Source organism: Roseovarius sp. MMSF_3359, from assembly GCF_030733385.1.
Classification (GTDB): Bacteria; Pseudomonadota; Alphaproteobacteria; order Rhodobacterales; family Rhodobacteraceae; genus Roseovarius.
This window is the reverse complement of record NZ_JASHJC010000003.1, coordinates 359,212-384,358: the sequence shown is the minus strand read 5'-3', so window position 1 is coordinate 384,358 and position 25,147 is coordinate 359,212. Positions and strand designations below refer to the sequence as shown.

General features: G+C 62.0%; 23 protein-coding genes. 10 read left to right on the top strand and 13 right to left on the bottom strand.

Annotation, left to right across the window (positions count from 1 at the left end):
• Positions 1-13: 13 nt before the first annotated feature.
• Genes RBB29_RS06890 through RBB29_RS06875 form a run of 4 tightly spaced genes read right to left on the bottom strand, consistent with a single transcriptional unit; the run spans position 14 to position 2,449 of the window.
• Positions 14-280: a hypothetical protein gene (locus RBB29_RS06890; protein ID WP_306113819.1), complete on the bottom strand. Its 267-nt coding sequence runs from the start codon at positions 278-280 to the stop codon at positions 14-16.
• Positions 277-1,038 (bottom strand): hypothetical protein, encoded by a 762-nt coding sequence (locus tag RBB29_RS06885; protein WP_306113818.1) that lies wholly within the window; start codon positions 1,036-1,038, stop codon positions 277-279. The genes RBB29_RS06890 and RBB29_RS06885 overlap by 4 nt, the downstream gene beginning before the upstream one ends.
• Entirely contained in the window at positions 1,035-2,084 is a 1,050-nt protein-coding gene (locus RBB29_RS06880; RefSeq protein ID WP_306113817.1) for a Rieske 2Fe-2S domain-containing protein, read from the bottom strand. The genes RBB29_RS06885 and RBB29_RS06880 overlap by 4 nt, the downstream gene beginning before the upstream one ends.
• Positions 2,081-2,449, bottom strand: coding sequence for a hypothetical protein (locus tag RBB29_RS06875; protein ID WP_306113816.1), 369 nt, complete (start codon positions 2,447-2,449; stop codon positions 2,081-2,083). The genes RBB29_RS06880 and RBB29_RS06875 overlap by 4 nt, the downstream gene beginning before the upstream one ends.
• A 207-nt stretch (positions 2,450-2,656) precedes the next feature.
• Here RBB29_RS06875 and RBB29_RS06870 point away from each other — a divergent pair, with 207 nt between their 5' ends.
• The 8 genes from RBB29_RS06870 (at position 2,657) to RBB29_RS06835 (ending at position 13,230) form a co-directional block, all read left to right on the top strand.
• Positions 2,657-4,228, top strand: a complete 1,572-nt coding sequence (locus RBB29_RS06870; protein ID WP_306113815.1) for an amidohydrolase — start codon at positions 2,657-2,659, stop codon at positions 4,226-4,228.
• 344 nt (positions 4,229-4,572) lie between these two features.
• Positions 4,573-6,552, top strand: coding sequence for an acetate--CoA ligase (gene acs, locus RBB29_RS06865; RefSeq protein ID WP_306113814.1), 1,980 nt, complete (start codon positions 4,573-4,575; stop codon positions 6,550-6,552).
• The gene (locus RBB29_RS06860) at positions 6,552-7,238 is read left to right on the top strand and encodes an adenylate kinase (protein WP_306113813.1); all 687 of its coding nucleotides are present in this window, start codon (positions 6,552-6,554) and stop codon (positions 7,236-7,238) included. The genes acs and RBB29_RS06860 overlap by 1 nt, the downstream gene beginning before the upstream one ends.
• Before the next feature lie 71 nt (positions 7,239-7,309).
• On the top strand, positions 7,310-7,591 hold the full coding sequence (locus tag RBB29_RS06855; protein ID WP_306113812.1) for a DUF4212 domain-containing protein: 282 nt from the start codon (positions 7,310-7,312) through the stop codon (positions 7,589-7,591).
• A 4-nt stretch (positions 7,592-7,595) separates the two neighbouring features.
• Positions 7,596-9,395 (top strand): sodium:solute symporter family protein, encoded by a 1,800-nt coding sequence (locus RBB29_RS06850; protein ID WP_306113811.1) that lies wholly within the window; start codon positions 7,596-7,598, stop codon positions 9,393-9,395.
• 81 nt (positions 9,396-9,476) lie between these two features.
• Positions 9,477-11,303, top strand: a complete 1,827-nt coding sequence (locus RBB29_RS06845; protein WP_306113810.1) for a DUF294 nucleotidyltransferase-like domain-containing protein — start codon at positions 9,477-9,479, stop codon at positions 11,301-11,303.
• An 18-nt stretch (positions 11,304-11,321) separates the two neighbouring features.
• Complete coding sequence (locus tag RBB29_RS06840; RefSeq protein ID WP_306113809.1) at positions 11,322-11,843, top strand: hypothetical protein; 522 nt, start codon at positions 11,322-11,324, stop codon at positions 11,841-11,843.
• Between the two features lies 1 nt (position 11,844).
• Positions 11,845-13,230 carry a 3'-5' exonuclease gene (locus RBB29_RS06835; protein WP_306113808.1) on the top strand — a complete coding sequence of 462 codons (1,386 nt, stop codon included), beginning with the start codon at positions 11,845-11,847 and terminating at the stop codon, positions 13,228-13,230.
• A 27-nt stretch (positions 13,231-13,257) separates the two neighbouring features.
• On the opposite strand, the gene RBB29_RS06830 is transcribed toward RBB29_RS06835, so the two are convergent.
• From RBB29_RS06830 to RBB29_RS06795, 8 genes are all read right to left on the bottom strand, one after another.
• The gene (locus RBB29_RS06830; RefSeq protein WP_306113807.1) at positions 13,258-14,226 is read right to left on the bottom strand and encodes an ABC transporter permease; all 969 of its coding nucleotides are present in this window, start codon (positions 14,224-14,226) and stop codon (positions 13,258-13,260) included.
• Positions 14,219-15,340, bottom strand: a complete 1,122-nt coding sequence (locus RBB29_RS06825; protein ID WP_306113806.1) for an ABC transporter permease — start codon at positions 15,338-15,340, stop codon at positions 14,219-14,221. The genes RBB29_RS06830 and RBB29_RS06825 overlap by 8 nt, the downstream gene beginning before the upstream one ends.
• On the bottom strand, positions 15,337-16,905 hold the full coding sequence (locus tag RBB29_RS06820; protein WP_306113805.1) for an ABC transporter ATP-binding protein: 1,569 nt from the start codon (positions 16,903-16,905) through the stop codon (positions 15,337-15,339). Before RBB29_RS06820 ends, RBB29_RS06825 begins: the two co-directional genes overlap by 4 nt.
• A 7-nt stretch (positions 16,906-16,912) precedes the next feature.
• Positions 16,913-17,893 (bottom strand): BMP family protein, encoded by a 981-nt coding sequence (locus RBB29_RS06815; protein WP_371931442.1) that lies wholly within the window; start codon positions 17,891-17,893, stop codon positions 16,913-16,915.
• A gap of 73 nt (positions 17,894-17,966) precedes the next feature.
• Positions 17,967-18,809, bottom strand: a complete 843-nt coding sequence (locus RBB29_RS06810; RefSeq protein WP_306113803.1) for a 2OG-Fe(II) oxygenase family protein — start codon at positions 18,807-18,809, stop codon at positions 17,967-17,969.
• A 28-nt stretch (positions 18,810-18,837) separates the two neighbouring features.
• The gene (locus RBB29_RS06805; protein ID WP_306113802.1) at positions 18,838-19,755 is read right to left on the bottom strand and encodes a nucleoside hydrolase; all 918 of its coding nucleotides are present in this window, start codon (positions 19,753-19,755) and stop codon (positions 18,838-18,840) included.
• Entirely contained in the window at positions 19,748-20,614 is an 867-nt protein-coding gene (locus tag RBB29_RS06800; protein WP_306113801.1) for a ribokinase, read from the bottom strand. Before RBB29_RS06800 ends, RBB29_RS06805 begins: the two co-directional genes overlap by 8 nt.
• Before the next feature lie 64 nt (positions 20,615-20,678).
• Complete coding sequence (locus tag RBB29_RS06795; RefSeq protein WP_306113800.1) at positions 20,679-21,260, bottom strand: HD family hydrolase; 582 nt, start codon at positions 21,258-21,260, stop codon at positions 20,679-20,681.
• Between the two features lie 65 nt (positions 21,261-21,325).
• Here RBB29_RS06795 and cdd point away from each other — a divergent pair, with 65 nt between their 5' ends.
• Positions 21,326-21,727: a cytidine deaminase gene (gene cdd / locus RBB29_RS06790; protein ID WP_371931438.1), complete on the top strand. Its 402-nt coding sequence runs from the start codon at positions 21,326-21,328 to the stop codon at positions 21,725-21,727.
• Between the two features lie 65 nt (positions 21,728-21,792).
• Here cdd and katG read toward each other — a convergent pair whose 3' ends face one another.
• Positions 21,793-23,979 carry a catalase/peroxidase HPI gene (gene katG / locus RBB29_RS06785; RefSeq protein ID WP_306113798.1) on the bottom strand — a complete coding sequence of 729 codons (2,187 nt, stop codon included), beginning with the start codon at positions 23,977-23,979 and terminating at the stop codon, positions 21,793-21,795.
• Between the two features lie 209 nt (positions 23,980-24,188).
• Here katG and RBB29_RS06780 point away from each other — a divergent pair, with 209 nt between their 5' ends.
• Positions 24,189-25,100: a LysR substrate-binding domain-containing protein gene (locus RBB29_RS06780; RefSeq protein ID WP_306113797.1), complete on the top strand. Its 912-nt coding sequence runs from the start codon at positions 24,189-24,191 to the stop codon at positions 25,098-25,100.
• Positions 25,101-25,147 lie beyond the last annotated feature (47 nt).

Genomic DNA, 25,147 nt, shown 5'->3' with positions numbered 1-25,147 from the left:
CCCGTGCGCTGGGTCACTTGTCGCCGCTGCCGAAGCGGCCATAGAGCTTTTCCAGGCCCGTCAGGATCAGGAAGAAAGACACCACCCAGATGATAAGCTCGAACGGTGCAAATTGTGTGCCGCGCAGCCATCGGGCCAAGAGGCCGCCCTGAGGTCGGAGATCCTGAAGGCCGAAGAGGCCCTGGCGACCCCAGAAATCGAAAATCCAGAACCGCGACAGGTAGAACAGGATCACCGTGACAACGAGCGTGATCAGCAGCCAGGTGATGCGCCGGGTCATGGCAGCACCTCGATTGTTGCCGGGTCCATCCGCAGGACCAGCAGGTCACCGTGGCGGGTGATATCGCCTTCAAGCGCGACGAAATTGCCGACGTAATCATAAATGCTGTCCGGTATCTTCCCCCCATCCGGCCCGACCGCCATCAGGAATTCGGACCCGGCGACGGGTTGGCTGGACACAAAGACCGGCGGGATATCCCCGATCAGGCAGAGATTGGCGCAGGCCTTGTGCGCCAGGCCGCGGCCCGGTCGCATGGCGCCCGCCAGGCATTTGCCGTCGCAGATTTCTCCGGCGAGTTTCCAGCGGCCCAGAGGTTCAGCGGCAGGTATATCGGCGGTCCCCTCGGCGGCTTTCAGGCCCTGGTTGCCGCCGCGAAGTTGCAGCATCTCAAGCGCCCCCCGGTTCAGCAGGATGCCAGATGCCGTGACCTGCTGACCGCTGAAGGGCTGGGTCAGGCCCATGACACCGCGCTTGCCCTGCGAGGCCAGCATCAGGACATTGCCAGCCTTGATCCGCTCGGTCCCTTCGGTGACATGCAGGATCGGATAGGGCAGCATTTCGATCACGCCGGTCACGTTCTGGCGGCCATAGTCAAAGCGAAAGGCACCGGTGCCGGGGTCATCCTGCGCACTGCCCAGAAGCAGCCCGAAAAGCGTCATGGCGGCGACCAGCATGATCCCGGCTGCCAGCAGAAAGAGACGCAGCTTCCTGGGCGGGTTGAGGTAGCCCACGAAGAAGGGCGCATTGTCGTGTTTCATGGCGCCACCTCCACCGGTTCGACGGGCGTGCCGGGCGGGTTGGCGACAGGGTCGACCAGCACCACGCCATCGCGCAGGGCGATCTTGTAGGTCGGGATCTTTTCCGTGAAGGGGGCAGGGGATTGGCCGTTGCGGACATTGTATTGAAACCCGTGCCAGGGGCAGGTCACCAGGCAGGCGATGATCCGGCCTTCGCCCAGGGGGCCGTTTTGATGGGCGCAGGCGTTGGAGATGGCCGAGAGTTTGTTTTCGAACCGAAAGACCGCAACGCGATCGCCATTGGGCAGCACCGCGATCCGCGCCCGGGCCTCGGGGATATCCTCGGCCTTGCAGACCGCGATCCAGCCGTCGGATGCCGTCTCGCCCACCGGATCGCCGGACCGGCGTTCATGCCAGAAGGCGGCGAGGTGCAGGAAGACAACCACCACGGCCATCACGACGAAGATCCAGTTGAAAAGCTGGTTTTGCTGATCCTGCAGGATACCGAGGCAGACATGGGCCACGACCGAGGCATAGGCCAGGTAGATCAGGTAATGCAGGCGTTTCCAAAGCGGAGCGGTCAGGAATTTCAGCCAGAAATCATGGCTCGTCGCGGCCAGAACCAGCAGGCAAAGCAGCGCGACGATCCCGAAAATCTCGAAGGGAAAACCAGACGCGCGATCAAAGCTCGTGTTGGCAAAAAGCAGGGCTTCGTACCTTCCCGAGGGCGAGAAAGCGAAATACCAGTTCAGGATATAGCCAAAATGCGTGAGCGCCACGGCAGCGGTCATGACCCCGAAATGACGACGGTTATAGACCAGCGGCAGGAAGCGGCGGTCAAGGCGCGCCAGCGGACCCAGGGCCAGAATGACGCTCAGCATTACGAAGGCGCAGGCGCCAAAGGCGCGGGCATTGTGGACCTGCGGATTGATCGGGCGCTCGTGGCTGAGCACTTCGGGGCTGACGAAGAGGAAAAGCCATAGGAAACCGACCACCCCTGCCAGCATGAAGCCGTCGTAGATCCACTTGTTCCGGTTCCATTGCACGGGGATGTATTTGACGCTCACTGCGCGACCTCCCCGATCTGCGTGGGTTCAAAATCGGCAGGCCATTCCTGACGCACCGCAAGGCCAAGGGCGATGGCGCCCAGAACGGTCACGCAAAGCAGGATCGCGGCGATCCCATGGGCGGCGCGGACCGGGCGATACCGGGAGTGCGGATCAAACCGCGCGGCTTCAAGCGTCCACCAGCGCCAAAGCACAAGCGGCCAGATCAACAGGATGCCGGGGATCAGGAGCGGGCGGAACGCGTAGGCACCGCGTGCGTCTTCGTCGATGCGGTCGATCCCGATGGTCAGGAAAACCGCTGCGACCGCCGCCCCGATCCAGAGCCAGGTGCGCGCGATCCAGAAAATGAGCTCTGCTTCGTTCATCACTGGTCACCTTAGGCATGTCGGGCAATTCGGTCATGTCCTTTTTCGGGATTGTGAGGTCTGTTGAGAAATCACGTGATGCCAAGGGCCCAATATCTGCGGCTTCCGTCGTTTCGCGGTGGTTTCGCGGGCGGCTGGCACCGCAGATCATCTTGCCCCTTTTCCCGGCGGCGCAAACCTGCCTAAGCTCATCACAGGGAGGCCCGCATGAAACTGACCAATGCCCAATCCCATGCGCTTGGCGTCGTTGACGCGCGCATGGCGGAGTTGTCCGACTGGTGCGCGACGATTTTCGACTTTGCCGAGACTGCATGGCGCGAGTACCGCTCGGCCGAATGGTACGTGACGCGGCTGCGCGCAGAAGGGTTCACCGTCGAGGAAGGATCAGGCGGGATGCCCACGGCGTTTTGCGCGGAGTGGTCGAACGGGGACGGGCCGGTCATCGGGATGTACGCCGAATATGATGCGGTTCCGGGCAATTGCCAGGCCGCCACCACGTCCCGTCAGCCACGCGACGGGGTGGGGTTTCAGGCGGGCGGGCATACCGATCCGCATTCCGGTCTGGGGGTATCGACCCTGGGCGGGCTTCTGGCAACCAAGGCCGCGATGGAAAAGCACGGGATCAAGGGCGGGCTGCGCTATACCGGGGAACCGGCGGAGAAGGTGCGCGGATCAAAACCCATTCATGCGGCCAAGGGGTATTATGACGGCCTCGCCGCGATGCTGTCATTCCATCCGTTCTACATGCTGCCCATGTGCAATACCGTCCGGTGGGACACCCATTGTGGTGCCGCCTATTCGATGATCTATCGCTTCATCTGTGACGCGCCCGAGACCTGGGGCAGCACCGACGGCGCACCGATCCCGCAATCGCATTCCGATGTTCGGGCGCCGGGGGCGAATGATGCGTTGATGACGATGTACCAATCATCCAAGGTACTGCGGGAGGCGATGTTGCCGCATCAGGGCGGCTGGTCCGTGTCCGAGGCGATCCTGACCGCGGGTCAGGCGACGGCGGACAATCTGCCTGCGGGTTTGGCCGAAATCCAGTACATGATGCGGGTGCCGACGGTTGAGATGGCCGACAGAATCACCGCCGTGCTGGACCGCAATGCCGAGGCGGCGGCGGCGATGACCGGATGCCGGGTCGAGCGGCATTGGGTCTGCAAATCACGTCCCGGGCTGGCCAATCACGCGATGGCGGAGGTGGTCTGGGCTGCCATGCAAGAGGTGGGCACGCCGGTCTGGGACACGGCCGCCATGGACGTGGCCCGTGAGATCCAGCGCAACCTTGGGATTGAGCCCATGCCAGCGCCGTTCATCGAGGAGCTTGGACAGCTGATTGCCCCGCAGGAGGCCGAGGCGATCCTGCGCCGGGATCTGCCGCCGAGCCAGTTGAATTCCACCTCGGACGACTACACCGACATGACCTGGCACGCCCCGACCGCCCGGTTCTATGTCGCGCGCCCCGCGCTCAAGGCGCCGACGGGGGTGGTGTATCCGCCCTGGGTGATGAACGCGCTTGGGGGTATCCCGGCGACGATCGACCCGATGCTGCGGTGTGCGGCCAAGATCATCGCAGCCTCGGCGATCCGCCTTCTGGAAGATCCCGCAGCGCGCGAGGCGGCCATGACGGAGTTCAAGCACCGCACCGCCGGTGACGCCATGATCGAACCGCTTTGCGATTACGATCCGCCGATCCATTTCCGCTGGCCGGAATATGTCGAAACGGCGCGCGGTCGCGATTGGTGGATACCTTCGGGCATGCAGGGCGCCTGATTCACCCTCCGCACTGCAATTGGCTGGTGTCCTGGCATGGGTTTCGTGTGCGCCATCGGGCGCACAGCGATACAACCATGCCGGAAGTGACGGGGGTGGTGCAGAAGTCTTGAAGCGGTTTGACACCTAGTCTGTTGAGATTGCTCAGCTATTGCGGTTCTGTCGAAAAAATTTACAAAAAACTGTATTAGGAGTAAATTAATTAACAAAAATATTCATTTATTATAATAAGATAAAACAATCTTTTCACATTTGATGTACAACACCTTTACTCACTGGGCGGGTGTTTGTTTGCAATTGTTTGAGCGTTTTTTGTGCCCCGTAGGTATTGGAGGAGGAAAAACGTGGAAGAAAATCAAACCCAAAATACATCTGCAATGCGTGTATTCGAGCCGGATCAGGACACGGTTGGAAATGCGCATGTCAACGCCGAGCAATATAAATCTCTTTATGCCGATTCTGTCGCCGACCCCGAAGCGTTCTGGGCAAAACAGGGTCAACGCCTTGATTGGATCGCGCCGTTCACCAAGGTCAAGAATGTCGATTTCACCCTTGGGAACGTGACGATCAAGTGGTTCGAGGATGGTGTTCTCAATGTCTCGGCCAATTGCATCGACCGGCATCTGGATAGCCGTGGCGATCAGACCGCAATCATCTGGGAGCCGGATGAACCGAGCGATCCCGCCCTGCACATCACTTACAAGGAACTGCACAGCAAGACCTGCAAGATGGCCAATGTGCTGAAGTCGCTTGGTGTGACCAAGGGCGACCGCGTTGTCATCTACCTGCCGATGATCCCCGAGGCGGCCTATGCGATGCTGGCCTGCGCGCGGATCGGCGCCATTCATTCGATCGTTTTTGCCGGTTTCTCCCCCGATGCGCTGGCGGCGCGGATCAGCGGGTGCGACGCCAAGGTCATTATCACCGCCGACGAAGCGCCCCGTGGCGGCCGCAAGACACCGCTGAAATCCAATGCCGACGCCGCGCTCCTGCATTGCAAGGACAGCGTCAAATGCCTCGTCGTCAAACGCACCGCGGGTCAGACCACCTGGACTGACCGGGACTATGACTACAACGAATTGTCGCTGGAGGCGGATGACCACTGCCCACCCGCCAAGATGAACGCCGAAGATCCGCTTTTCATCCTCTACACCTCCGGCTCCACCGGGCAACCCAAGGGCGTTGTGCATACATCGGGTGGCTACCTCACCTATGCAGCGATGACCCATGAGCTGGTCTTCGATTACCACGATGGCGATGTCTTCTGGTGTACCGCCGATGTGGGTTGGGTCACGGGTCACAGCTATATCGTCTATGGTCCGCTGGCTAACGGCGCGACCACGATCATGTTCGAAGGGGTGCCGACATATCCCGATGCGGGACGTTTCTGGCAGGTTTGCGAAAAGCACCGGGTCAATCAATTCTATACCGCGCCGACCGCGATCCGTGCCCTGATGGCGGCGGGGGATGAGCCCGTCCACGCGCATGATCTGTCGGACCTCAAGGTGCTCGGTACGGTGGGTGAGCCGATCAATCCCGAGGCCTGGAATTGGTACCACACGGTTGTCGGCAAGGGGAAATGCCCGATTGTCGATACCTGGTGGCAGACCGAAACCGGCGGGCATCTTCTGACCCCGCTGCCGGGGGCGACAAGCCTCAAGCCCGGCTCGGCGCAGCAACCGTTCTTCGGCATCCAACCCAAGGTCCTGGAGCCCACGAGCGGCGAGGAAATCACCGAGACCGAGGCCGAAGGGGTGCTGGTTCTGGCCGATAGCTGGCCGGGGCAGATGCGCACCGTCTGGGGCGATCATGAGCGGTTCGAAAAGACCTATTTCTCGGATTACAAAGGGTATTACTTCACCGGCGATGGCTGCCGCCGCGATGCCGATGGCGATTACTGGATCACCGGCCGGGTTGATGACGTCATCAACGTCTCGGGCCACCGGATGGGCACCGCCGAGGTCGAAAGCGCGCTAGTGGCCCATGCCAAGGTCGCCGAGGCCGCCGTCGTGGGGTATCCGCACGCGATCAAGGGGCAAGGCATCTATGCCTATGTCACGCTGATGAACGGCGAAACGCCTTCGCCTGAACTGCGCAAGGAGTTGGAAACCTGGGTGCGGTCGGAAATCGGCCCGATTGCCAAACCCGACCTCATCCAATGGGCGCCCGGCCTGCCGAAAACCCGTTCGGGCAAGATCATGCGCCGCATTCTGCGCAAGATCGCCGAGGATGATTTCGGTGCGCTTGGCGATACGTCCACCCTGGCCGATCCGTCGGTTGTCGATGACTTGATCGAAAATCGCATGAACCGGGAGGACGCATGATGGCTGCACAAACGTTATCTGCCTCGGCGCCGGTCTTTATCCTGCTCGGACCTCCGGGTGCGGGCAAGGGGACGCAGGCGCGGATGCTCGAAGAGCGGTTTGGCCTGGTGCAACTCTCGACCGGTGATCTGCTGCGCGGCGCTGTTGCCGCCGGCACGCCGGCGGGGCTTGAGGCGAAATCGGTGATGGAGGCCGGCGGGCTCGTCAGTGACGAGATCGTGTTGGCGATCCTCAAGGATCGCCTGACGCAGTCCGATTGCGCCAAGGGCGTGGTTCTGGACGGCTTTCCCCGTACCACGGGACAGGCCGAGGCGCTTGATGACCTGCTGGCCCGGAAAGGGCAGCAGATCAGCGCGGTCGTGTCGCTTGAGGTCGATGACGTCAAGATGGTCGTCCGGATCGCGGGCCGCTTTACCTGCGCGGGCTGCGGCGAGGGCTATCACGACACGTTCAAGCCGCCAAAAGTGGCAAACACCTGCGACAATTGCGGGGCGCAGAAGATGACCCGTCGCGCCGACGACAATGCCGAAACGGTGATGTCGCGTTTGGATGCCTATCACGCGCAAACGGCCCCGCTCATCAGCTACTACAGTCAAAAGGGTAAGCTGCAACGTGTTGATGCAATGGGAGAAATCCCGCACATCGCCGCGGATATCGCGAACGTCGTCGCAAGCCCGGTGGCCTGACCGCCACCCGGGATACCAAGGCCTCAGGGCCATGTCTGACATTACGACAATAAACGAAGGAGGAGCGCCAAATGGCGGATCAAACACAACAAACCAAGGCGGCCGAGGATGGGGCCGGCTATTGGTCGGCAAACATCCGAATTATCACTATCAGCCTCATCATCTGGGCGCTGGTGTCCTTTGGGTTCGGCATTCTGCTGCGCCCGATGATTTCCGGCATCGCCGTTGGCGGCACTGACCTGGGCTTCTGGTTTGCCCAGCAGGGGTCGATCATCGTCTTCCTGGCGCTGATCTTCTTCTACGCCTGGCGGATGAACAAGCTGGACCGTGAATACGGCGTCGAGGAGGACTGAGACGATGGACCAGTTTACACTTAACCTGCTGTTTGTCGGCGCGAGTTTCGCGCTCTACATCGGCATCGCGGTCTGGGCCCGGGCGGGCTCCACCTCGGAATTCTATGCGGCGGGCCGGGGCGTTCACCCCGTGACCAACGGCATGGCCACGGCGGCGGACTGGATGTCGGCGGCCTCGTTCATCTCGATGGCGGGTCTCATCGCCTTCACCGGCTATGACAACTCGTCCTTCCTGATGGGCTGGACCGGGGGCTATGTGCTGCTGGCGCTGCTTCTGGCACCTTACTTGCGGAAATTCGGCAAGTTCACCGTGTCGGAATTCATCGGCGACCGCTTCTATTCCCCGACCGCGCGTCTCGTGGCGGTAATCTGTCTGATCGTGGCCTCGACCACCTATGTGATCGGTCAGATGACCGGCGTGGGTGTGGCCTTTGGCCGCTTCCTGGAGATTTCCAACACGTCCGGTCTTCTGATCGGGGCCTGTGTGGTTTTCGCCTATGCGGTTTTCGGCGGCATGAAGGGCGTGACCTATACGCAGGTGGCGCAATATGTCGTGCTGATCACGGCCTATACGATCCCGGCGATCTTCATCTCGCTGCAACTGACCGGCACGCCGATCCCGGCGCTTGGCCTCTTCAGCGAAACCACCGCCACCGGCGGCGAAGGCAGTGTCTACCTGCTGCAGAAGCTCGACCAGATCGTCACCGATCTCGGCTTTGCCAGCTACACCGAGGCGCACAAAGACAACCTCAACATGGTGCTCTTCACGCTGTCGCTGATGATCGGGACGGCGGGTCTGCCCCACGTCATCATGCGCTTCTTCACCGTACCGAAGGTGTCGGACGCGCGTTGGTCCGCGGGCTGGGCGCTTGTTTTCATCGCGCTTCTCTACCTGACGGCTCCGGCTGTTGGTGCAATGGCGCGCCTGAACATCACCGAGCTGATGTGGCCCAACGGCACAAATGGCGAGGCGGTTTCGGTTGAGACCATCGCCAATGACGAGCGCTACGACTGGATGGAAACCTGGCAGAAAACCGGTCTTCTCGATTGGGAAGACAAGAACGGCGACGGCAAGATCCAGTATTATAACGACAAGTCCGACGCGATGGCCGAAAAAGCTGCGGCGAATGGCTGGGAAGGCAACGAGTTGACCAACTTCAACCGTGACATCCTGGTGCTTGCCAACCCCGAGATTGCCAACCTGCCGGGTTGGGTGATCGGTCTCGTGGCCGCGGGTGGCCTTGCGGCGGCCCTGTCGACGGCGGCGGGCCTTCTGCTGGCGATTTCGTCGGCGGTCAGTCACGACCTTGTCAAAGGCGCGATCAATCCGAGCATCTCGGAAAAGGGCGAACTTCTGTCGGCCCGGATCGCGATGGCGGTGGCCATCGGTGTCGCCACATGGCTGGGTCTTAATCCCCCGGGATTTGCGGCGCAAACCGTGGCGCTGGCCTTTGGTCTGGCGGCGGCGTCGATCTTCCCGGCGCTGATGATGGGGATCTTCTCCAAGCGCGTGAACAATGTCGGCGCGGTTGCCGGGATGCTTGCGGGTCTGGTCTTTACCCTGATCTACATCTTCCTGCACAAAGGCTGGTTCTTTATCGCGGGCACCAACTCCTTCCCGGATACGGTTGACGGATCGCTCTTCGGCATCCAATCGACCGCGATCGGTGCGGTTGGCGCGATCATCAACTTCGCCGTGGCCTATGGGGTGTCGATGTCCACCAAGGACACGCCGCAGGAGATCAAGGACCTGGTCGAAAGCGTCCGTGTCCCTGCTGGTGCAGGCGCTGCGGTGGACCACTAAAAGATCAAGGCGGGCGGTTATCATGCCGCCCGCCTTTCTTCCGGCCGCAATGGCCTTGCGAATTCAACAAGGGTGCAGATCATGACCGAAGATGTTTTGTCATTCCTGTCGCATCAGCACCCTTACGACATGCTTCCCGATGACGTCCGTACCACCGTTTCGGTCGAGGCAGAGCGGGTGCACCTGCAACCTAACCAAGATGTTTATGTCCTCGGCGCGCCGATGCGCGGCCTTTACATCGTCTTGGGCGGGCAGATTACCGTCAAGGATCAGAATGGCGGCGTCATCTCGGTGCTTGAGCGCGGCAATTCCTTCGGCGAACGCGGCCTGCTGCGCGATGGCAAGGCAGTCACCTCTGCCCGCGCCGATACCGAGGCCGAGCTGATCTGCCTGCCGGCGCCTCTTTTTCACAAGCTGTGGGACGATCACGCACCCTTCCGCAAATTCTTCGACCGCCACCCGGCCGGCCCTGACAAGAACCCGGCCCGCGCCAACGACCTGACGAGTGTGCGGGTTGAGGACCTGATGGTGCGCGATCCGGTCACTTGCGCGCCCGATACGACGATCCGTGCGGCGGCGCAGCTCTTGCAGGAGCGCGGGATTTCCTGCCTCTGTGTGGTCGACAACGGGGCGCTGACCGGCATCGTCACTGTCCGCGATCTGTCGGGCAAGGCTCTGGCCGAGGGCATGGCCCATGACACGCCTGTCGAGGCGATCATGACCCGTGCGCCGCGTGTCCTGGGGCCGTCGGCGATCGGCTCGGATGTGCTGCACCTGATGATGGAGCATCGGATTGGTCACCTGCCCATCGTGGCCGCCGGAACCCTGATCGGCATCGTCACGCAGACCGACCTGACCCGGTTTCAGGCATCGAATGCGGCGGGCCTCGTGTCCAAGGCCGCGCGGGCCAAGACCGCCGAAGACCTGGCCGGGATCACGGCGGGCATCCCCAGCCTTCTGGTGCAGCTTGTCGGCGCTGGACATCGCCATGATACGGTCACGCGCCTGGTCACCGACGTGGCCGATGTGGTGACGCGCAAGCTGCTGAAGCTGGCCGAAGAGAAATTTGGCCCAGCCCCGGCGCGGTATCTCTGGCTCGCCTGCGGATCGCAGGGACGACAGGAACAAACCGGCGTGTCCGACCAGGATAATTGCCTGATCCTCGAGGATGGGATTGACGACGCCGCGCAGGCCTATTTCGAACCCTTTGCGCAGTTCGTGAGCGACGGTCTCAATGCCTGCGGCTATGTCTATTGCCCCGGCGACATGATGGCCACGAACCCGCGCTGGCGACAGCCGCTTTCGGTCTGGCGCGAGTATTTCCGCGGCTGGATCGCGCAGCCCCACAAAGAGGCGCAGATGCTGGCCTCGGTCATGTTTGATCTGCGGCCCATTGGCGGGGACACGACGCTTTTCGACGGGTTGCAGGCCGAGACCCTGCGCGCGGCGTCGGAGAATTCGATTTTCACGGCGCATATGGCCAGCAATGCCCTGACTCATCAGACGCCCTTGGGCCTCTTACGAGGTTTTGCGACGATCCGCTCGGGCGAGCATCGCAACACGATCGACACCAAGCTCAACGGGGTCATTCCGGTGGTGGACCTGGGGCGGATGTATGCCTTGCAAGGGCAGTTGGACGCGGTCAATACTCGGGCGCGGGTCAAGGCAGCCCTTGAGGCAGGCGTCATCAGTCCAAGCGGCGGGCGCGACCTGCTCGATGCCTATGACCTGGTGGCGCAAACGCGGTTGGAGCATCAGGCGGCCCGAATAAAGGCCGGGGAGGCGCCGGATAACTTCCTGCCACCGTCGACGCTTTCGGATTTCGAACGCAGCCATCTGCGCGATGCGTTTGTGGTGATCAAGACGATGCAATCGGCACTGATGCAGGGGCGCGGTCTGTTGGCCTGAGGATGACGGGGAGGGGAAATGTTTTTCGAACTGATCGGCACGGTGGTGGCGGGCGCTGCGGCGGCGCTTCTTGTCTGGGCATTGAACCGGATGCTGGGCGGGCGTCTGCCGAAATGGCTCATCCCCGCATCGGCAGGGGTGGCGATGCTGCTGGCCACGATTTCAAGCGAATATAGCTGGTTCAACCGGACACAAGCCACGATGCCGCAGGGGCTTGTCGTCGCGCAGGCCATCGAGGAGGCGGCATTTTACCGCCCCTGGACCTATGCCAAACCTTATGTGAACCGCTTCGTTGCCGTCGATCAGGCCACGATCCGGCGCCACCCGGACCAGCCCGGGCAGCGGATTGTCGAACTCGTCTTTTACGGACGCTGGGCGCGGACGGCCAAGGCGCCGGTCCTGTTCGATTGTCCGGCGATGAAACGCGCGGATATCGTCGATGGGGTGGAATTCGGCGCGGATGGCGCGGCGCTCAATGTGACCTGGCGCGATGTGGCCGAGGATGATCCGATCCTGCAGGCGGCCTGCGCGGAGGTGTGATGTGAGAGACCTCCCCCTCAGGCTTCGGGTCTTTCTCTTTTTCTGCCTGTTGGGGGCGGGCATTGTCGCGGTTGCGGCTCTGGCGCTCTGGCTGGGATACCGGCAACTTGCCGTGCCGGAGGCACTGTCGGCCTTTGTGACCGTGGGCATCGTCGTCGTGTTCGGCGTACTCGGTCTGATCCTGGCGGTCTGGCTTTTGTTCGACCGTCATGTAAGCAAACCGATCGAAGCCCTGGCCGCCCATCTACGGGTCCGGGCGCATTCCGACGTGGCGCAGCCGATCGACGAGGGCGCGGCGCGGTATCTGGGTGATCTGGCCCCGGCGGCATCGGCCATTCATCGCAAGCTCTGCAGCACCTCCGAGACCATCGAGGAACAGACCGCCCGACTGACCCGCGAAAAGGAGCAGTTGCTGCGCATCCTGTCGGACATTCCGCTGGCGGTCATTCTGGTCAGTGCAGATCACCGGATCGTGCTTTATGACGGGCAGGCGGCGGCGCTGATGGAACGCGAAGGCACGCCGCGGCTCAGGGCATTGATCTTTGACTATCTCGACAAGGAATCGATCCAACCCACCCTCGACAAGATGGCGAAAACGGATGTCCCGCGCAGCACCATTGCGGTTACTGGCCGCTCGGGCGCGATCTATTTGGGCCATGTGCGCCGGTTCGCGGGTTGGGCGGGCTATACCCTGATGCTGGAGCCACTGGAGGCCGAGGCCGCGCGCCCCTTCACCTATGATTTCGGCCTGCTGGAGGCGCCGCAATCCTCCGAGCTTCGCGAAACCGCGCTGCGCGACCTCACCTATGTGATCTTCGATAGCGAAACCACTGGCCTCAATCCCGACCGGGACCGCGTGGTGCAATTGGCGGCCGTGCGGGTGGTCAATGGCAGGATCGTGGCAGGCGAAGTGTTTGACACGCTCGTGCGGCCGGGCCGCAAGATCCCCGCGCAATCGACCAAGGTCCACCGGATCGACGACGCCATGGTCAAAGGCGCGCCCCGGTTCAAGGCGGTCTGCCGTGACTTCCACCAATTTTGCGAAGGTGCGGTGATCGTGGCCCATAACGCGCCCTTCGACACGGCCTTTCTCTATCGGCAGGCGGAGCGGCTCGACATTGATTTCGACCATCCGGTGCTTGATACGGTGCACCTGTCGGCGGCGGTTTTCGGTGGTTCGGCGGAACACACGCTGGATGCGATCTGCGATCGGTTGGAGATCGAGATCGACCCATCGCTGCGCCATACGGCCCTGGGCGATGCGCAGGCCACGGCGGAGGCTTTCGTCAAGATGATCGCGGTGCTTGAAGCGCGCGGCATCCGCACCTTTGGCGATGTGCAGGCCGAGGCCCGTAAACACAGCCGTATCTTAAAAAACGTGGAATGACGCGCCGCCGGTCGCGGTGCAATCCGGTCATTTGTGATAGGGTTGACCGATGGCGGCGGGCGGACTGGGACGTCCGATGAACCCCGCCAGAAGCAGCACGGTCAGCACGTAAGGTAGCGCCAGCATGAGCTGCGTCGGGACCTCGCCGATCAGCGGAAGATCGACCCCCTGCAGGCGCGATGTGGCCGCTTCGAGGAAGCCGAACATCAGGCAGGCCATGAAGGCCCGGAGCGGACGCCAGTTGCCAAAGATCACCGCGGCCAGCGCGATATAGCCCTTGCCCGCCGACATCTCGCGCACGAAATTGCCGCCCTGCGCAACCGACAGGTAAGCCCCCGCGATGCCGCAGAAGACGCCCCCAATGATAAGCGCCCGGTAGCGCAGCCAGGTGACCGAAACGCCCGCGCTGTCCACCGCCTCGGGCACCTCTCCGACGGCGCGCATCCTGAGGCCGAAGCGGGTGCGGTAGATGATGAAAGCCGTTAGCGGCACGGCGAGCAGCGCCAGGTAGACAAGGACGTTATGGCCCGAGATGAGCTGCCGGTATATCACGCCCAGAAGCGGGACCGCATCCAGTGTTTCCGTCCCGATCCAATCGAGCGGCTTGAAGCGTTCGTCGCGGCCAAGGGTTGGCGTCTGACCTCCCCGCCGGAAAAGTGCGATGCCGATCACCACGGTCAGACCCGAGGCAAGGATGTTGATCGCCACGCCGGAAATCACCTGATTGCCCTTGTGGGTGATGCAGGCGAAACCGTGGACAAGCGACATGAAGATGCTGGCGAAAATGGCGCAGATCAGCCCGAGCCAGGGCGATCCGCTGAGCGCGGCCACGGCGGCAGCAACGAAGGCCCCGGTCAACATCTTGCCCTCAAGCGAGATGTCGATCACGCCGGAGCGTTCCGCAAAGATCCCCGCCATCGCGCAGAGGATCAGCGGTGCGGCGATCCTGAGCGTGGCATCGAAGGTCAGCAGGAGTTGATAGAGGAAGTCAGCCATGGGCGACCTCCCGTTTCGGGGCCGAAATCCGGGCGATGAACCGGGCGAGCGGCGGGTTGAACATATAGGCCAGCGCGCCGGAGAAGAGGATGATCATGCCCTGGATCATCAGGACCATTTCGCGGGTGATCGACTGAAACTCGAAATCAAGCTCTGCCCCGCCCTGATAGAGCGCCCCGAAGAGAAGCGAGGCGAGGAAGATGCCGACCGGATGGTTGCGGCCCATGAGCGCCACGGCGATGCCGGTAAAGCCATACCCGGCGGTGTAGTTCAGGATGACCCGGTGGCTGATCCCGAGGATTTCATTGGTGGCCAGAAGCCCCGCGAAGCCGCCCGCGATGGCCATGGCGATGATAATTGTGCGCGGCACGTTGATGCCCGCGTAATGCGCTGCTTGAGGGTTCTGCCCCACGGCGCGGATGTTGTAGCCCAGCCGAGTGCGCCAGATCAGCACCCAGAAGACCGCGAGCGACACCAGCGCCAGTAGAAAAGAGGCATTCAAAGGCGTGGCGGCGGTTTCAACTCCGATGGCGCCCAGCATCTCGTGCATCTTGGGCAGGTAGCTGCCCTCGGGCAGAGGCACGGATTGTGGGGATTGCTGCCCGGGTTCCAGCATGGGACCGACCAGAAGCCAGACCATGATCGACGCCGCGATGAAGTTGAACATGATGGTCGTGATGACGATATGACTGCCGCGCTTCGCCTGCAGATAGCCCGGGATCACACCCCAGCAGGCCCCGGCTAGCGCCGCACCCGCAATCGCCACGGGCAGGGCGACAATCCCCGGGGCCGCGCCGATGGCAAAGGCCGCCAAGGCCGCGCCAAGCCCGCCGATATAGGCCTGCCCCTCACCGCCGATATTGAAGAGCATCGCGTGAAATGCCGTCGCCACCGCCAGGCCCGTGAAGACGAAATTGGTGGTGTAGTAGAGCGTGTAGCCCAGGCCGCCGGAATAGACGAAAGCCCCTTTGAGCATGACGCCCAGGGCTTCGATCGGGTTCTCGCCGATGGCCAGCACGACCAGCCCGCAGACGAAAAGCGCCGCCATCAGGTTGATGACCGGCAACAGGAACAGATCGGCCCATCGGGGCAGGGGTGGGGTCGGCCCGCTCATGCGGCATGTCCTTCGCGTTTTTGCCCGGCCATCATCAGGCCAAGCGTCTGCCGGTCCGCTTCGGCCCGGTCAACGATCCCGACATTGTGGCCATCGCAGAGCACCATGATCCGGTCCGAAAGCGACATGATCTCGTCAAGCTCCACACTAACCAGCAGGATCGCGCAGCCCGCATCGCGGAGCGCCAGAAGCTGCTTGTGGATGAACTCGATTGCGCCCACATCGACGCCGCGCGTCGGCTGGCCGACCAGCAGGACCACCGGATTGGCGGAAAATTCGCGGGCGATCACGATCTTCTGCTGGTTCCCGCCCGAGAAATTCTTGGCGAAATGGCGGGGCGCATCGGGGCGGACGTCATAATCGCGCATTTTCTCACGGCAATTGGCCTCGATCGCCGCGGGGTCCATCAGGAAGCCTGTGCCCGCAAGGTCGCTGTCCTGCACGCCGAGGATCATGTTTTCGCGCGCCTCGAAATGCAGGATCAGCCCGTGTTGGTGGCGGTCCTCGGGGATGTGGCGCAGGCCCAGATCCCGGATGATGCGCGGGTTGGTCTCGGTCGCGGGGGTGACTTCGGTGCCGAGGATACTGATCGACCCGGCGGTCAGGTGCCGCATGCCCGCCAGCACCTCCATCAACTGCGTCTGGCCATTGCCGGACACCCCGGCCACGCCGAGGATTTCACCGGCACGCACCTCGAAACTGATATCCTGCAATTCGACCACACCTTGACTGTTGGTGTATCCCAGTCCACTGGCAGAAAACTGTACGTCGCCGGGATTGGCTTCGGTACGCTCCACCTCAAGCAAGACCTTGCGGCCGACCATCAATTCGGCCAGTTCGGCGGGCGAGGTCTCCGCGGTCTTGCGGTGGCCCACGATCTGCCCCTGCCGCATGATGTCCACGGCGTCGGTAATCTCCATGATCTCGGCCAGTTTGTGCGTGATGAGCAAGACCGACACGCCCCGGTCGCGCAGCACCTTGAGGATTTCAAAAAGCTGCTCGGCCTCCTGCGGGGTCAGGACGCCCGTCGGCTCGTCCAGAATAAGGATTTTCGCGCCACCCTTCAGGGCCTTGATGATCTCGACCCGCTGGCGTTGACCCACGTTCAGATCGCCGACCAGGGCATCGGGGTCAATCCGGAGGTTATAGCGTTCCGACAGTTCCACGATCCGGTCGCGGGCGGCCTGTCGCCCTTCGCGTAAGAGCGCGCCGCCTTCGGAACCCAGCATGACATTTTCCAGAACCGTGAAGGTTGGCACCAGCATGAAATGTTGATGCACCATGCCGATCCCGTGGCTGATCGCGTCGGCGGAGGAGCGCATATCGACCGGCTCGCCCCCCACAAGGATTTCGCCCTCGTCGCGGACATGCATGCCATAGACGATGTTCATCAGCGTGGATTTCCCCGCGCCGTTCTCACCGATGATGCCGTGGATACTTCCAGGTCTGACCGCAAGGGTGATGTCGCGATTGGCGCGGATCAGGCCAAAGGACTTGCTGACGCCCTTCAACTCCAACGCATAGGGAGCGGCACCGCCGCTCCCGTCTTTGTTCGTGTCCGTCATGCCGGGATCAGTCCGCGGGGCAGCTGCTGTCCGAGCGGTAGTCATGCACGACGATTTCACCCGATTTGATCTTCTCGGCGGCCGCATCGATCGCGGCCTTCATGTCGTCACTGATGAGCGAGGCATTATGTTCGTCCAGCGCCCAGCCTACGCCATCCTCGGCAATGCCAAGGTTGCGCACGCCGGTGTCGAAATCGCCCGACATGGCGTCTTTCATGGTCTCATAGGCCGCAACATCGACCCGTTTCAGCATCGAGGTCAGGACATTGCCAGGGGCCATGTGGTTCTGGTTGGAATCGACGCCAATGGCCAGCTTGCCGGCATCCGCCGCGGCCTGGATCACGCCCACACCAGTGCCGCCTGCGGCCTGATAAACAACGTCGGCACCCCGGTCGATCTGACTTTGCGTGAGTTCCGCGCCCTTGGCCGGGTCATTCCAGGCGGCAGGGGTCGTGCCGGTCATGTTTTCGATGACATTCACCTCGGCGCTGGCGGATTTCGCGCCTTGCTTATATCCGCAGGCAAAGGCGCGGATCAGCGGGATGTCCATGCCCCCGACAAACCCCACGGTGCCGGTTTCCGAGGCCATCGCGGCGGCGATGCCCACAAGGTAAGAGCCTTCCTGCTCCTTGAAGGCATATTGGCGCAGGTTCGGCTGATCCAGCCAGTTCACGTCGATGATCGAGAAATTGACCTCCGGATTGGCCTCGGCCACGGCGTTGATGGCATCGGCTTGGGCAAAGCCCACGCCCAGCACAACGGTCGCACCACGCTGGACCATCTTCTCCATGGCCTGCTGACGCTGCGCCTCGTTGGTGACTTCGAATTCCATCACTTCGACGCCGGTTTCATCGGTGAACCGCTTGATGCCGTTATAGACGCCTTCGTTGAACGACTCGTCGAATTTCCCGCCCATGTCATAGATGACGGCCGGTTTGAAATCAGCCGCCAGCGCGATGCTGGAGAGCGTGGCAAAGCTCGCAGCCATGAGGGTGGTCAGTGTCTTTTTCATCGGTGAACTCCTTGTTGAACGCTGGCCGTTTGACCGGCCTTTTTTGATTTCAGCCGCCCTGGCCGATCTCCTTAAGTCTTTCCTGCAGGAACTCTCCGGCGGTCTGATGGGCCAGTTGCACCTCGGGGCGCGGATGCATGAAGAGCGGCAGGGAATAGCGGGATTGGTTCTGCTGTTTCGGCGGATTGATGACCCGGTGCACGGTCGAGGGGTAATACTTGCGGCTGGCCTGTTCCAGCATGTCGCCCGCATTGACGTTGATGTAACCGGTGCCGCAGGGGATATCGTGCCAATCGCCGTTCACATCCTGCGCCTGAAGACCCGGCTCGGAGCCGGTGACCAGAAGCGTGATAAGGTTGATATCGCCATGGGCCGCGGCGCGGACCTCGCCCGGCTCCACATCGTCGGGCAGGGGCGGGTAGTGCAAGACCCGCAGCAGGTGATCGTCGGAACCATCGACCATCTTGGTAAACGGCATCGACAGCTTTTCGGTTACTTCGGGCGGCGAGACCTGATCGAGCCAGCCCAGAAGCGTTTCGCCAAGTTCAATGAGGCTGGCGTGAAACTTGCGGGTCACGTCATTGCATTCCGCGGGAACATGGCGGGACTGATAGACGTGATAGAATTCCTTGAGGTCCTTTTGCGACCGGCCCTTGGCGTTTTCGGATTTGTAGCCGAAATACCCCGCCGGGTCGCCTGCGGGCATGGCGTCGCTGTATTTGCTGTCGCTGGCGAAATAGCCCGACCAGGTGTCGTACATCGCTTCGATCTCGGACATGTCGATGTCATGATCCTTGATGACGGCAAATCCCGTTTCGCGCAGCGATTTGGCGAACCTTTCGGCTGCATCCGGATCCTTCGGGCTGACTGCAAGAACTTCAAACTCTGCCATTCTGGGTCCTCTCTTTGCCGGTGCCGGTTCAGTGTCCGGTGCCAATGACGGACAGGAAACGCGCTTTGACGGCCTCGGCATCAACACCCAATGCGACGTCGATCAAAGGCCGCTCCGGGTTGTCGGAACGCCGCGTCTGTCCCGCGCGATTGCCGTTCAGGATAACCTCAAGGCGAAGGGGTTCAAGCGCAAAATACTCCGGGTTGGTGACGGCGATGAGTGCCGTCGGGTCATGCATCTGCGCGCCGTTCAGGCCGTATTGCGCGTGGTAGAACCGCATGTAGAACTGCGCGGCCCGATGCAGGAACCCGCCCAACTGCGGCGCAGCTTTCGCGCATCTGTCAAAATCGGCCGGATCGGCCAGCACCTGCATCGTCACATCAAGGCCGATCATCGTGACGGGCCACTCCGCGGCAAAAACCGCATCAGCTGCATGGGGATCGTTCCAGATATTGGCCTCGGCAAAATCCGTGACGTTGCCGCGGGCGATCCCACCGCCCATGATGACCAGCCGTTTGACCTTGCCCGCGATCTCCGGATCCCGTCGCAGCGCCTCGGCGATGTTGGTCAGGGGGCCGATCGGGGCGAGAATGACGTCCCCGGGATGGGCATGCACGGTCTCGATGATGAAATCGGCCGCGTCAATGTCGAGGGGCGCGCACGACGGGATCTGCGCGGGCAGATCGCCAAAGCCTTCATCGCCATGCACATGGTCCGAAACGGGCTTGGGCGTCTGCTCCAACGGCTTTGCCGCGCCCTGGGCCACGGGGATGTCCTGGCCCAGCATATCCGACAGGACGAGGGCATTGCGGGCGGCAATCTCTGCGGTCACATTGCCGAAAACGCTTGTCATTCCAATGAGATCAATGTCGGGGTGCAGCCCGGCATAGAAGATCGCCATCGCGTCGTCGATGCCTGGATCGGTGTCGATCAGAACCTTATGCATCGCGCAGAAACGCCTCGATTTCATCCGCGCTCGGGATAGCGGCGGCAGCGCCTTCGCGGGTTACCTGGATGGCCGACGCTGCGGCGGCAAAATTGAGGGCCCCGGCGGCGTCGCCTTCGAGGAAGCGGGCCATGAATGCGCCCAGGAATGTATCGCCCGCGCCGGTGGTGTCGATGGCTTCGACCAGGAAACTGTCCTGATGAAACATTTGGCCGTTCGAGTGCAGTTCGGCGCCGTCTGCCCCCTTGGTGATGAGGACGTGATCCACGCCCAGATCCGGCGGCGCCTTGCCGGTTTTCGCCCCAAGTGCCGCGGCTTCGCCTTCGTTCAAGGCAAGCAGCGTGACCGCGCCCAACACCTCTTCGACAGCGTCCGCATCGAACGGGGCGGCGGAATAGGCCACGTTCAGGCCGCGGCGGTGCGCGGTTTCGGCGATGTAGCTGACCAGGTTGGTCTCATTTTGCAGCAGGACCCAGTCACCCGCCGCCGCGCTGCTCAACACGGCGTCGATTCGGGCCTTCTCAAAACCCTGGTTCGAGCCGCCGAAAAGCACGATCTGATTCTCGGCATTGTCATCGACATAGATGACCGCATGGCCCGTCGGGGAATCCACCGTCGCGATATCATCGAGGGTGAGGCCAAAACCCGCGATCTGGTCGCGCAGCCAATCGCCGTCGGGGCCGAGGCAGCCCACGTGGCGCACGGTTGCCCCCGCGCGGGCGGCGGCGATGGATTGGTTGACGCCCTTGCCGCCGAGGAACTTGGCGAAGGAGGTGCTCGCCAGTGTCTCCCCCGGGGCGGGCAGATGCGGCACCCGGTAGACCAGATCGAGATTGATTGAGCCGAAATTGAGAATCATGGGACCGCGCGCCTAGTTTCAGGCCCTGAGGTTAACCAGCATCGCAGAGCTATGCGACCCGGAATTATTGTTGGCTATCGGGGTTGGTCGTCCCGATACAGGCCCGGGTCTTGTCGTCCACGAAGTCGCGCAGGGTCCGCAGGAGGGGGTGCGCATCGGTTCGGTCGCGGCCATAATCCAGGTTGAAGCCGTGATCGAAACCCGGCGGGTTTTTGCCTTGTGTGTGCTGCAGGATGGTCTCCAGCTTGTCGAGCCCCTTGGCCAGCCGCGCTTCGGGGGAGCCGGCGTTGGCATAGTCATCCCAAAGGGCGGCGAGATTCTCTCTGACATTGGCTGGCAGCGGCGCGAGCAGGGTCATCAGATCGGCGCGCTCCTCCGCCGATTTGTCGGTGTGCTGCAGCGGCGCGGGGATGTCCCCCGAGATCGCCTCGCCCAGGTCGTGGAGAAGGCAGATTTTCAAGAGCCGCAGAATGTCGACGCCCGCAAGCTGGTCTTCGAAAACCAGGACCCAGAGGCAGAGCCGCCAGGTATGCGCGGCAGTATCCTCGGGCCGGCCCGCAATGGTGAAACCCGATCGCATGACATCTTTTAGCGCGCCTGCCGCCTCCAGAAACTCAAGCCTTGCCGCCGCCTCGTCCCGTTTCATCGCCCGCCTCGCCGTTGCATGAAAATCCGCTACACTCTAAGGAGCGGAAAACGCAAAGGTCAAAGATGCAGCTTACCGATACCGAAATCGCAACCCTGATCGCCGAGGCGCAAAAGGCCATGGCAGAGGCCCACGCGCCCTATTCGAACTTTACCGTTGGCTGTGCGGTGCTGATGGAAGATGGCAGCATCCATCGCGGTGCCAACGTCGAAAACGCGAGCTATGGCGCGGCCATTTGTGCAGAACGCTCCGCGATCAGCAGTGCGATGAGCCAGGGCCACCGCGGGCTCAGGGCGGTCTGCGTGACCAATGCGACAGATACCAAGATCACCCCCTGCGGGATCTGCCGCCAGGTGATTTATGAGTTTAGCCGCGATGTGCCCGTGATCTGCACCAATCAAAGCGGTGAGCACATGATCCTGAGCATATCAGAGCTGTTGCCGCACGCTTTCACCCTCGATCAATAATCTGTTTCAAAACAAAAAGGCGCGGCCGTTTCCAGCCGCGCTCCTTGGTGTTTCTGCCGGGTCGATCAGGCCAGGTCGAAGCGGTCCGCGTTCATCACCTTGGTCCACGCAGCGATGAAATCCGCCACGAAGGTATCGCCGCGATCCGATTGCGCATAGGCTTCGGCGATGGCACGCAGTTGCGAGTTGGAGCCAAAGACCAGGTCAACACGCGATGCGGTCCACTTAACCTCACCGCTCTTGCGGTCGCGGCCTTCGAACGTATCCTCGTCCGCCGACGTCGCTTTCCACTCGGTTCCCATGTCCAGCAGGTTGACGAAGAAATCGTTGGTCAACTGGCCGGGGCGGTTGGTGAAGACACCGTGGGACGACCCGCCGGTGTTGGCACCCAGAACCCGCAGGCCGCCAACCAGCACGGTCATCTCCGGCGCGGACAGGGTCAGGAGCTGGGCGCGGTCCACGAGCAGTTCTTCGGCAGAGATGCTGAACTTTTTCTGCTGATAGTTGCGGAAGCCATCGGCCTTCGGTTCCATCACGTCGAAACTTTCGACGTCGGTCTGCTCGGCGCTCGCGTCCATGCGGCCCGGGGTGAAGGGCACGGTTGAGCCGCTGGCCTGCTCGATCGCGGCAGAACCGCCCAGGACGATCAGGTCCGCCAGCGAGACTTTCTTGCCGCCCGCCTGGAAATCGGCTTGGATGCCTTCGAGGACGCCCAGAACCTTGGCCAGTTGTGCCGGATCGTTGGCTTCCCAGTCCTTCTGCGGGGCCAGGCGGATGCGCGCGCCATTGGCACCACCGCGCTTGTCCGACCCGCGGAAGGTCGAGGCCGAGGCCCAGGCGGTCGAGACCAGTTCGGCGGTCGAAAGGCCCGAGGCCAGGATCTTGGCTTTCAGGTCCGCGATGTCGCTGTCACCGACCAACGCGTGATCCACCGCCGGGATCGGATCCTGCCAGATCAGCTCTTCACTCGGCACCTCGTCACCCAGGTAAAGCGATGTCGGTCCCATGTCGCGGTGGGTCAGCTTGAACCAGGCGCGGGCGAAGGCATCGGCAAACTCGTCCGGGTTGGCGTGGAACCGGCGCGAGATCTTTTCATAGGCCGGGTCCATGCGCATCGCCATATCGGCGGTGGTCATGAAGATCGGCACCTTTTTCGACGGATCTTCGGGATCGGGCGCCATGTCCTCTTCCTTGAGGTCCTTCGGGATCCATTGATTTGCGCCTGCGGGGCTTTTCGTGAGCTCCCATTCATAGCCAAAGAGTACATCGAAATAGGCATTGTCCCATTGGGTCGGGTTCGGCGTCCACGCCCCTTCGAGACCGGAGGTGATGGCATCACGGCCCTTGCCGCTGCCATGGCTGCTGAGCCAGCCGAGGCCCATCGCCTCAAGCGGGGCCGCTTCGGGGTCGGGGCCGACATGCGCCGCATCGCCCGCGCCGTGCATCTTGCCGAAGGTGTGTCCCCCGGCGGTCAGGGCGACGGTTTCTTCGTCGTTCATCGCCATCCGGGCAAAGGTCTCGCGGATGTCGCGGCCCGAGGCCAACGGATCAGGATTTCCGTCGGGACCTTCCGGATTGACGTAGATCAGGCCCATCTGCACGGCGGCAAGCGGCGATTCGAGTTCGCGGTCGCCGGAATAACGGCTCTGCTCGTGGTCTGTCGTGGCGAGCCATTCGTCTTCGGAGCCCCAATAGATGTCCTCTTCGGGCGCCCAGATGTCTTCGCGGCCGCCGGCAAAACCAAAGGTCTTGAACCCCATCGATTCCAGCGCGCAGTTCCCGGTCAGGATGAAAAGATCGGCCCAGGAGATCTTGTCGCCGTATTTCTGCTTGATCGGCCAAAGCAGGCGTCGTGCCTTGTCGAGGTTGCCGTTATCGGGCCAACTGTTGAGGGGGGCAAACCGCTGGTTGCCGGTCGAGCCGCCACCACGGCCATCGGCCGTCCGATAGGTCCCGGCCGCGTGCCAGGCCATGCGGATGAAGAGCCCGCCGTAATGACCGTAATCCGCGGGCCACCAATCCTGCGAATCGGTCATCAGGGCATAAAGATCTTCCTTGAGCGCCTTGAGATCGAGTTTCTTGAACTCTTCCGCGTAGTTGAAGTCGCGTCCCAGCGGGTTCTCGGCTGGTGTGTTCTGATGCAGGATCTTCAGGTTAAGCTGGTTCGGCCACCAGTCCCGGTTGGAGCGCACCCCCAAATTCGTGTGCATGACCGGGCATCCGCCCGCTTTGCCTATATCATTTCCGTCCATGATGTCTCTCCGATGCTGGTTTAGGTCTGGCGGTCCGAAAGCGTTCGAACTGCGGAGTGGCGCGGAAAGAAGGACGTAAAGACCCGCGCGTCGCAGCGATCGCGCATTGCTTCGGTCTTGTCGGCCTCCCTGCCGTTACCTGCCTTATGTAGCAACAGTTTAGAATAGTTTTAAGTTGCATTTTCTGATCTGCTCGATAATTTTTTCTTATGGCAAATCTCACGATCCGACAGCTCAGATATTTCGAGGCGCTTGCCACCCATGGCCATTTCGGGCGGGCTGCTGAGGCCTGCGCCGTGACGCAACCGGCGCTCTCGGTACAGATCAAGGAGTTGGAGCAGGACCTCGGCACGAAACTCTTTGAACGCGGCGCGCGGCAGGTGCGCCTGACCGGCTTTGGTGAGGAGTTCTCCCTACGGGTGCGGGACATTCTGCACCGCGTCGATGAATTGGGCGATATGGCGCGTGCTTCCCATGACAAGATGGTCGGGCGGTTGCGCCTGGGTGTCATTCCCACCATCGCGCCCTACCTTCTGCCCCGGATCATCGCCAACCTTTCGCAGAGCCATCAAGAACTTGATGTGCATGTGCGCGAGACCCTGACACCGAGGCTGGTGCAGGAACTGACCGAGGGGCGGCTTGACGCGGCGATTGTGGCCTTGCCGATTTCGGATCCGGCCTTCACTGAAGTGGCTCTTTTTACCGAGAACATGGTGCTGGTCCGCTCGGATGCGGATGCCGGGACGCCGGTGCCTGACAAGGAGGCCTTACGCGAAATGCGGCTTTTGTTGCTGGAGGAGGGGCATTGCTTTCGCGATCAGGCGCTGTCCTTCTGCAACATCCCTTCGTCGCTGCCGCAGGAGGGGTTGGATGGCAGCTCGCTCTCGACCCTGGTGCAAATGGTCGGCGCCGGTATCGGTGTGACCCTGATCCCTGAAATGGCCGTGCCGGTCGAAACCCGGTCGGCATCCGTCTGTGTCGGGCATTTCCGCAACCCGCAACCGACGCGCACCGTCGGCATGATCTGGCGCCGGACCAGCCCGCTCGCCGATCATCTGCAACAGGTGGCGGATATCGTTCAACAATCCGCAAATGATCTCCGGGCCGAGGAAAACATTTGAATTAACCCACAACCGGTGCCAACGTCCGCCCTGAAAAAGAGGGGGGT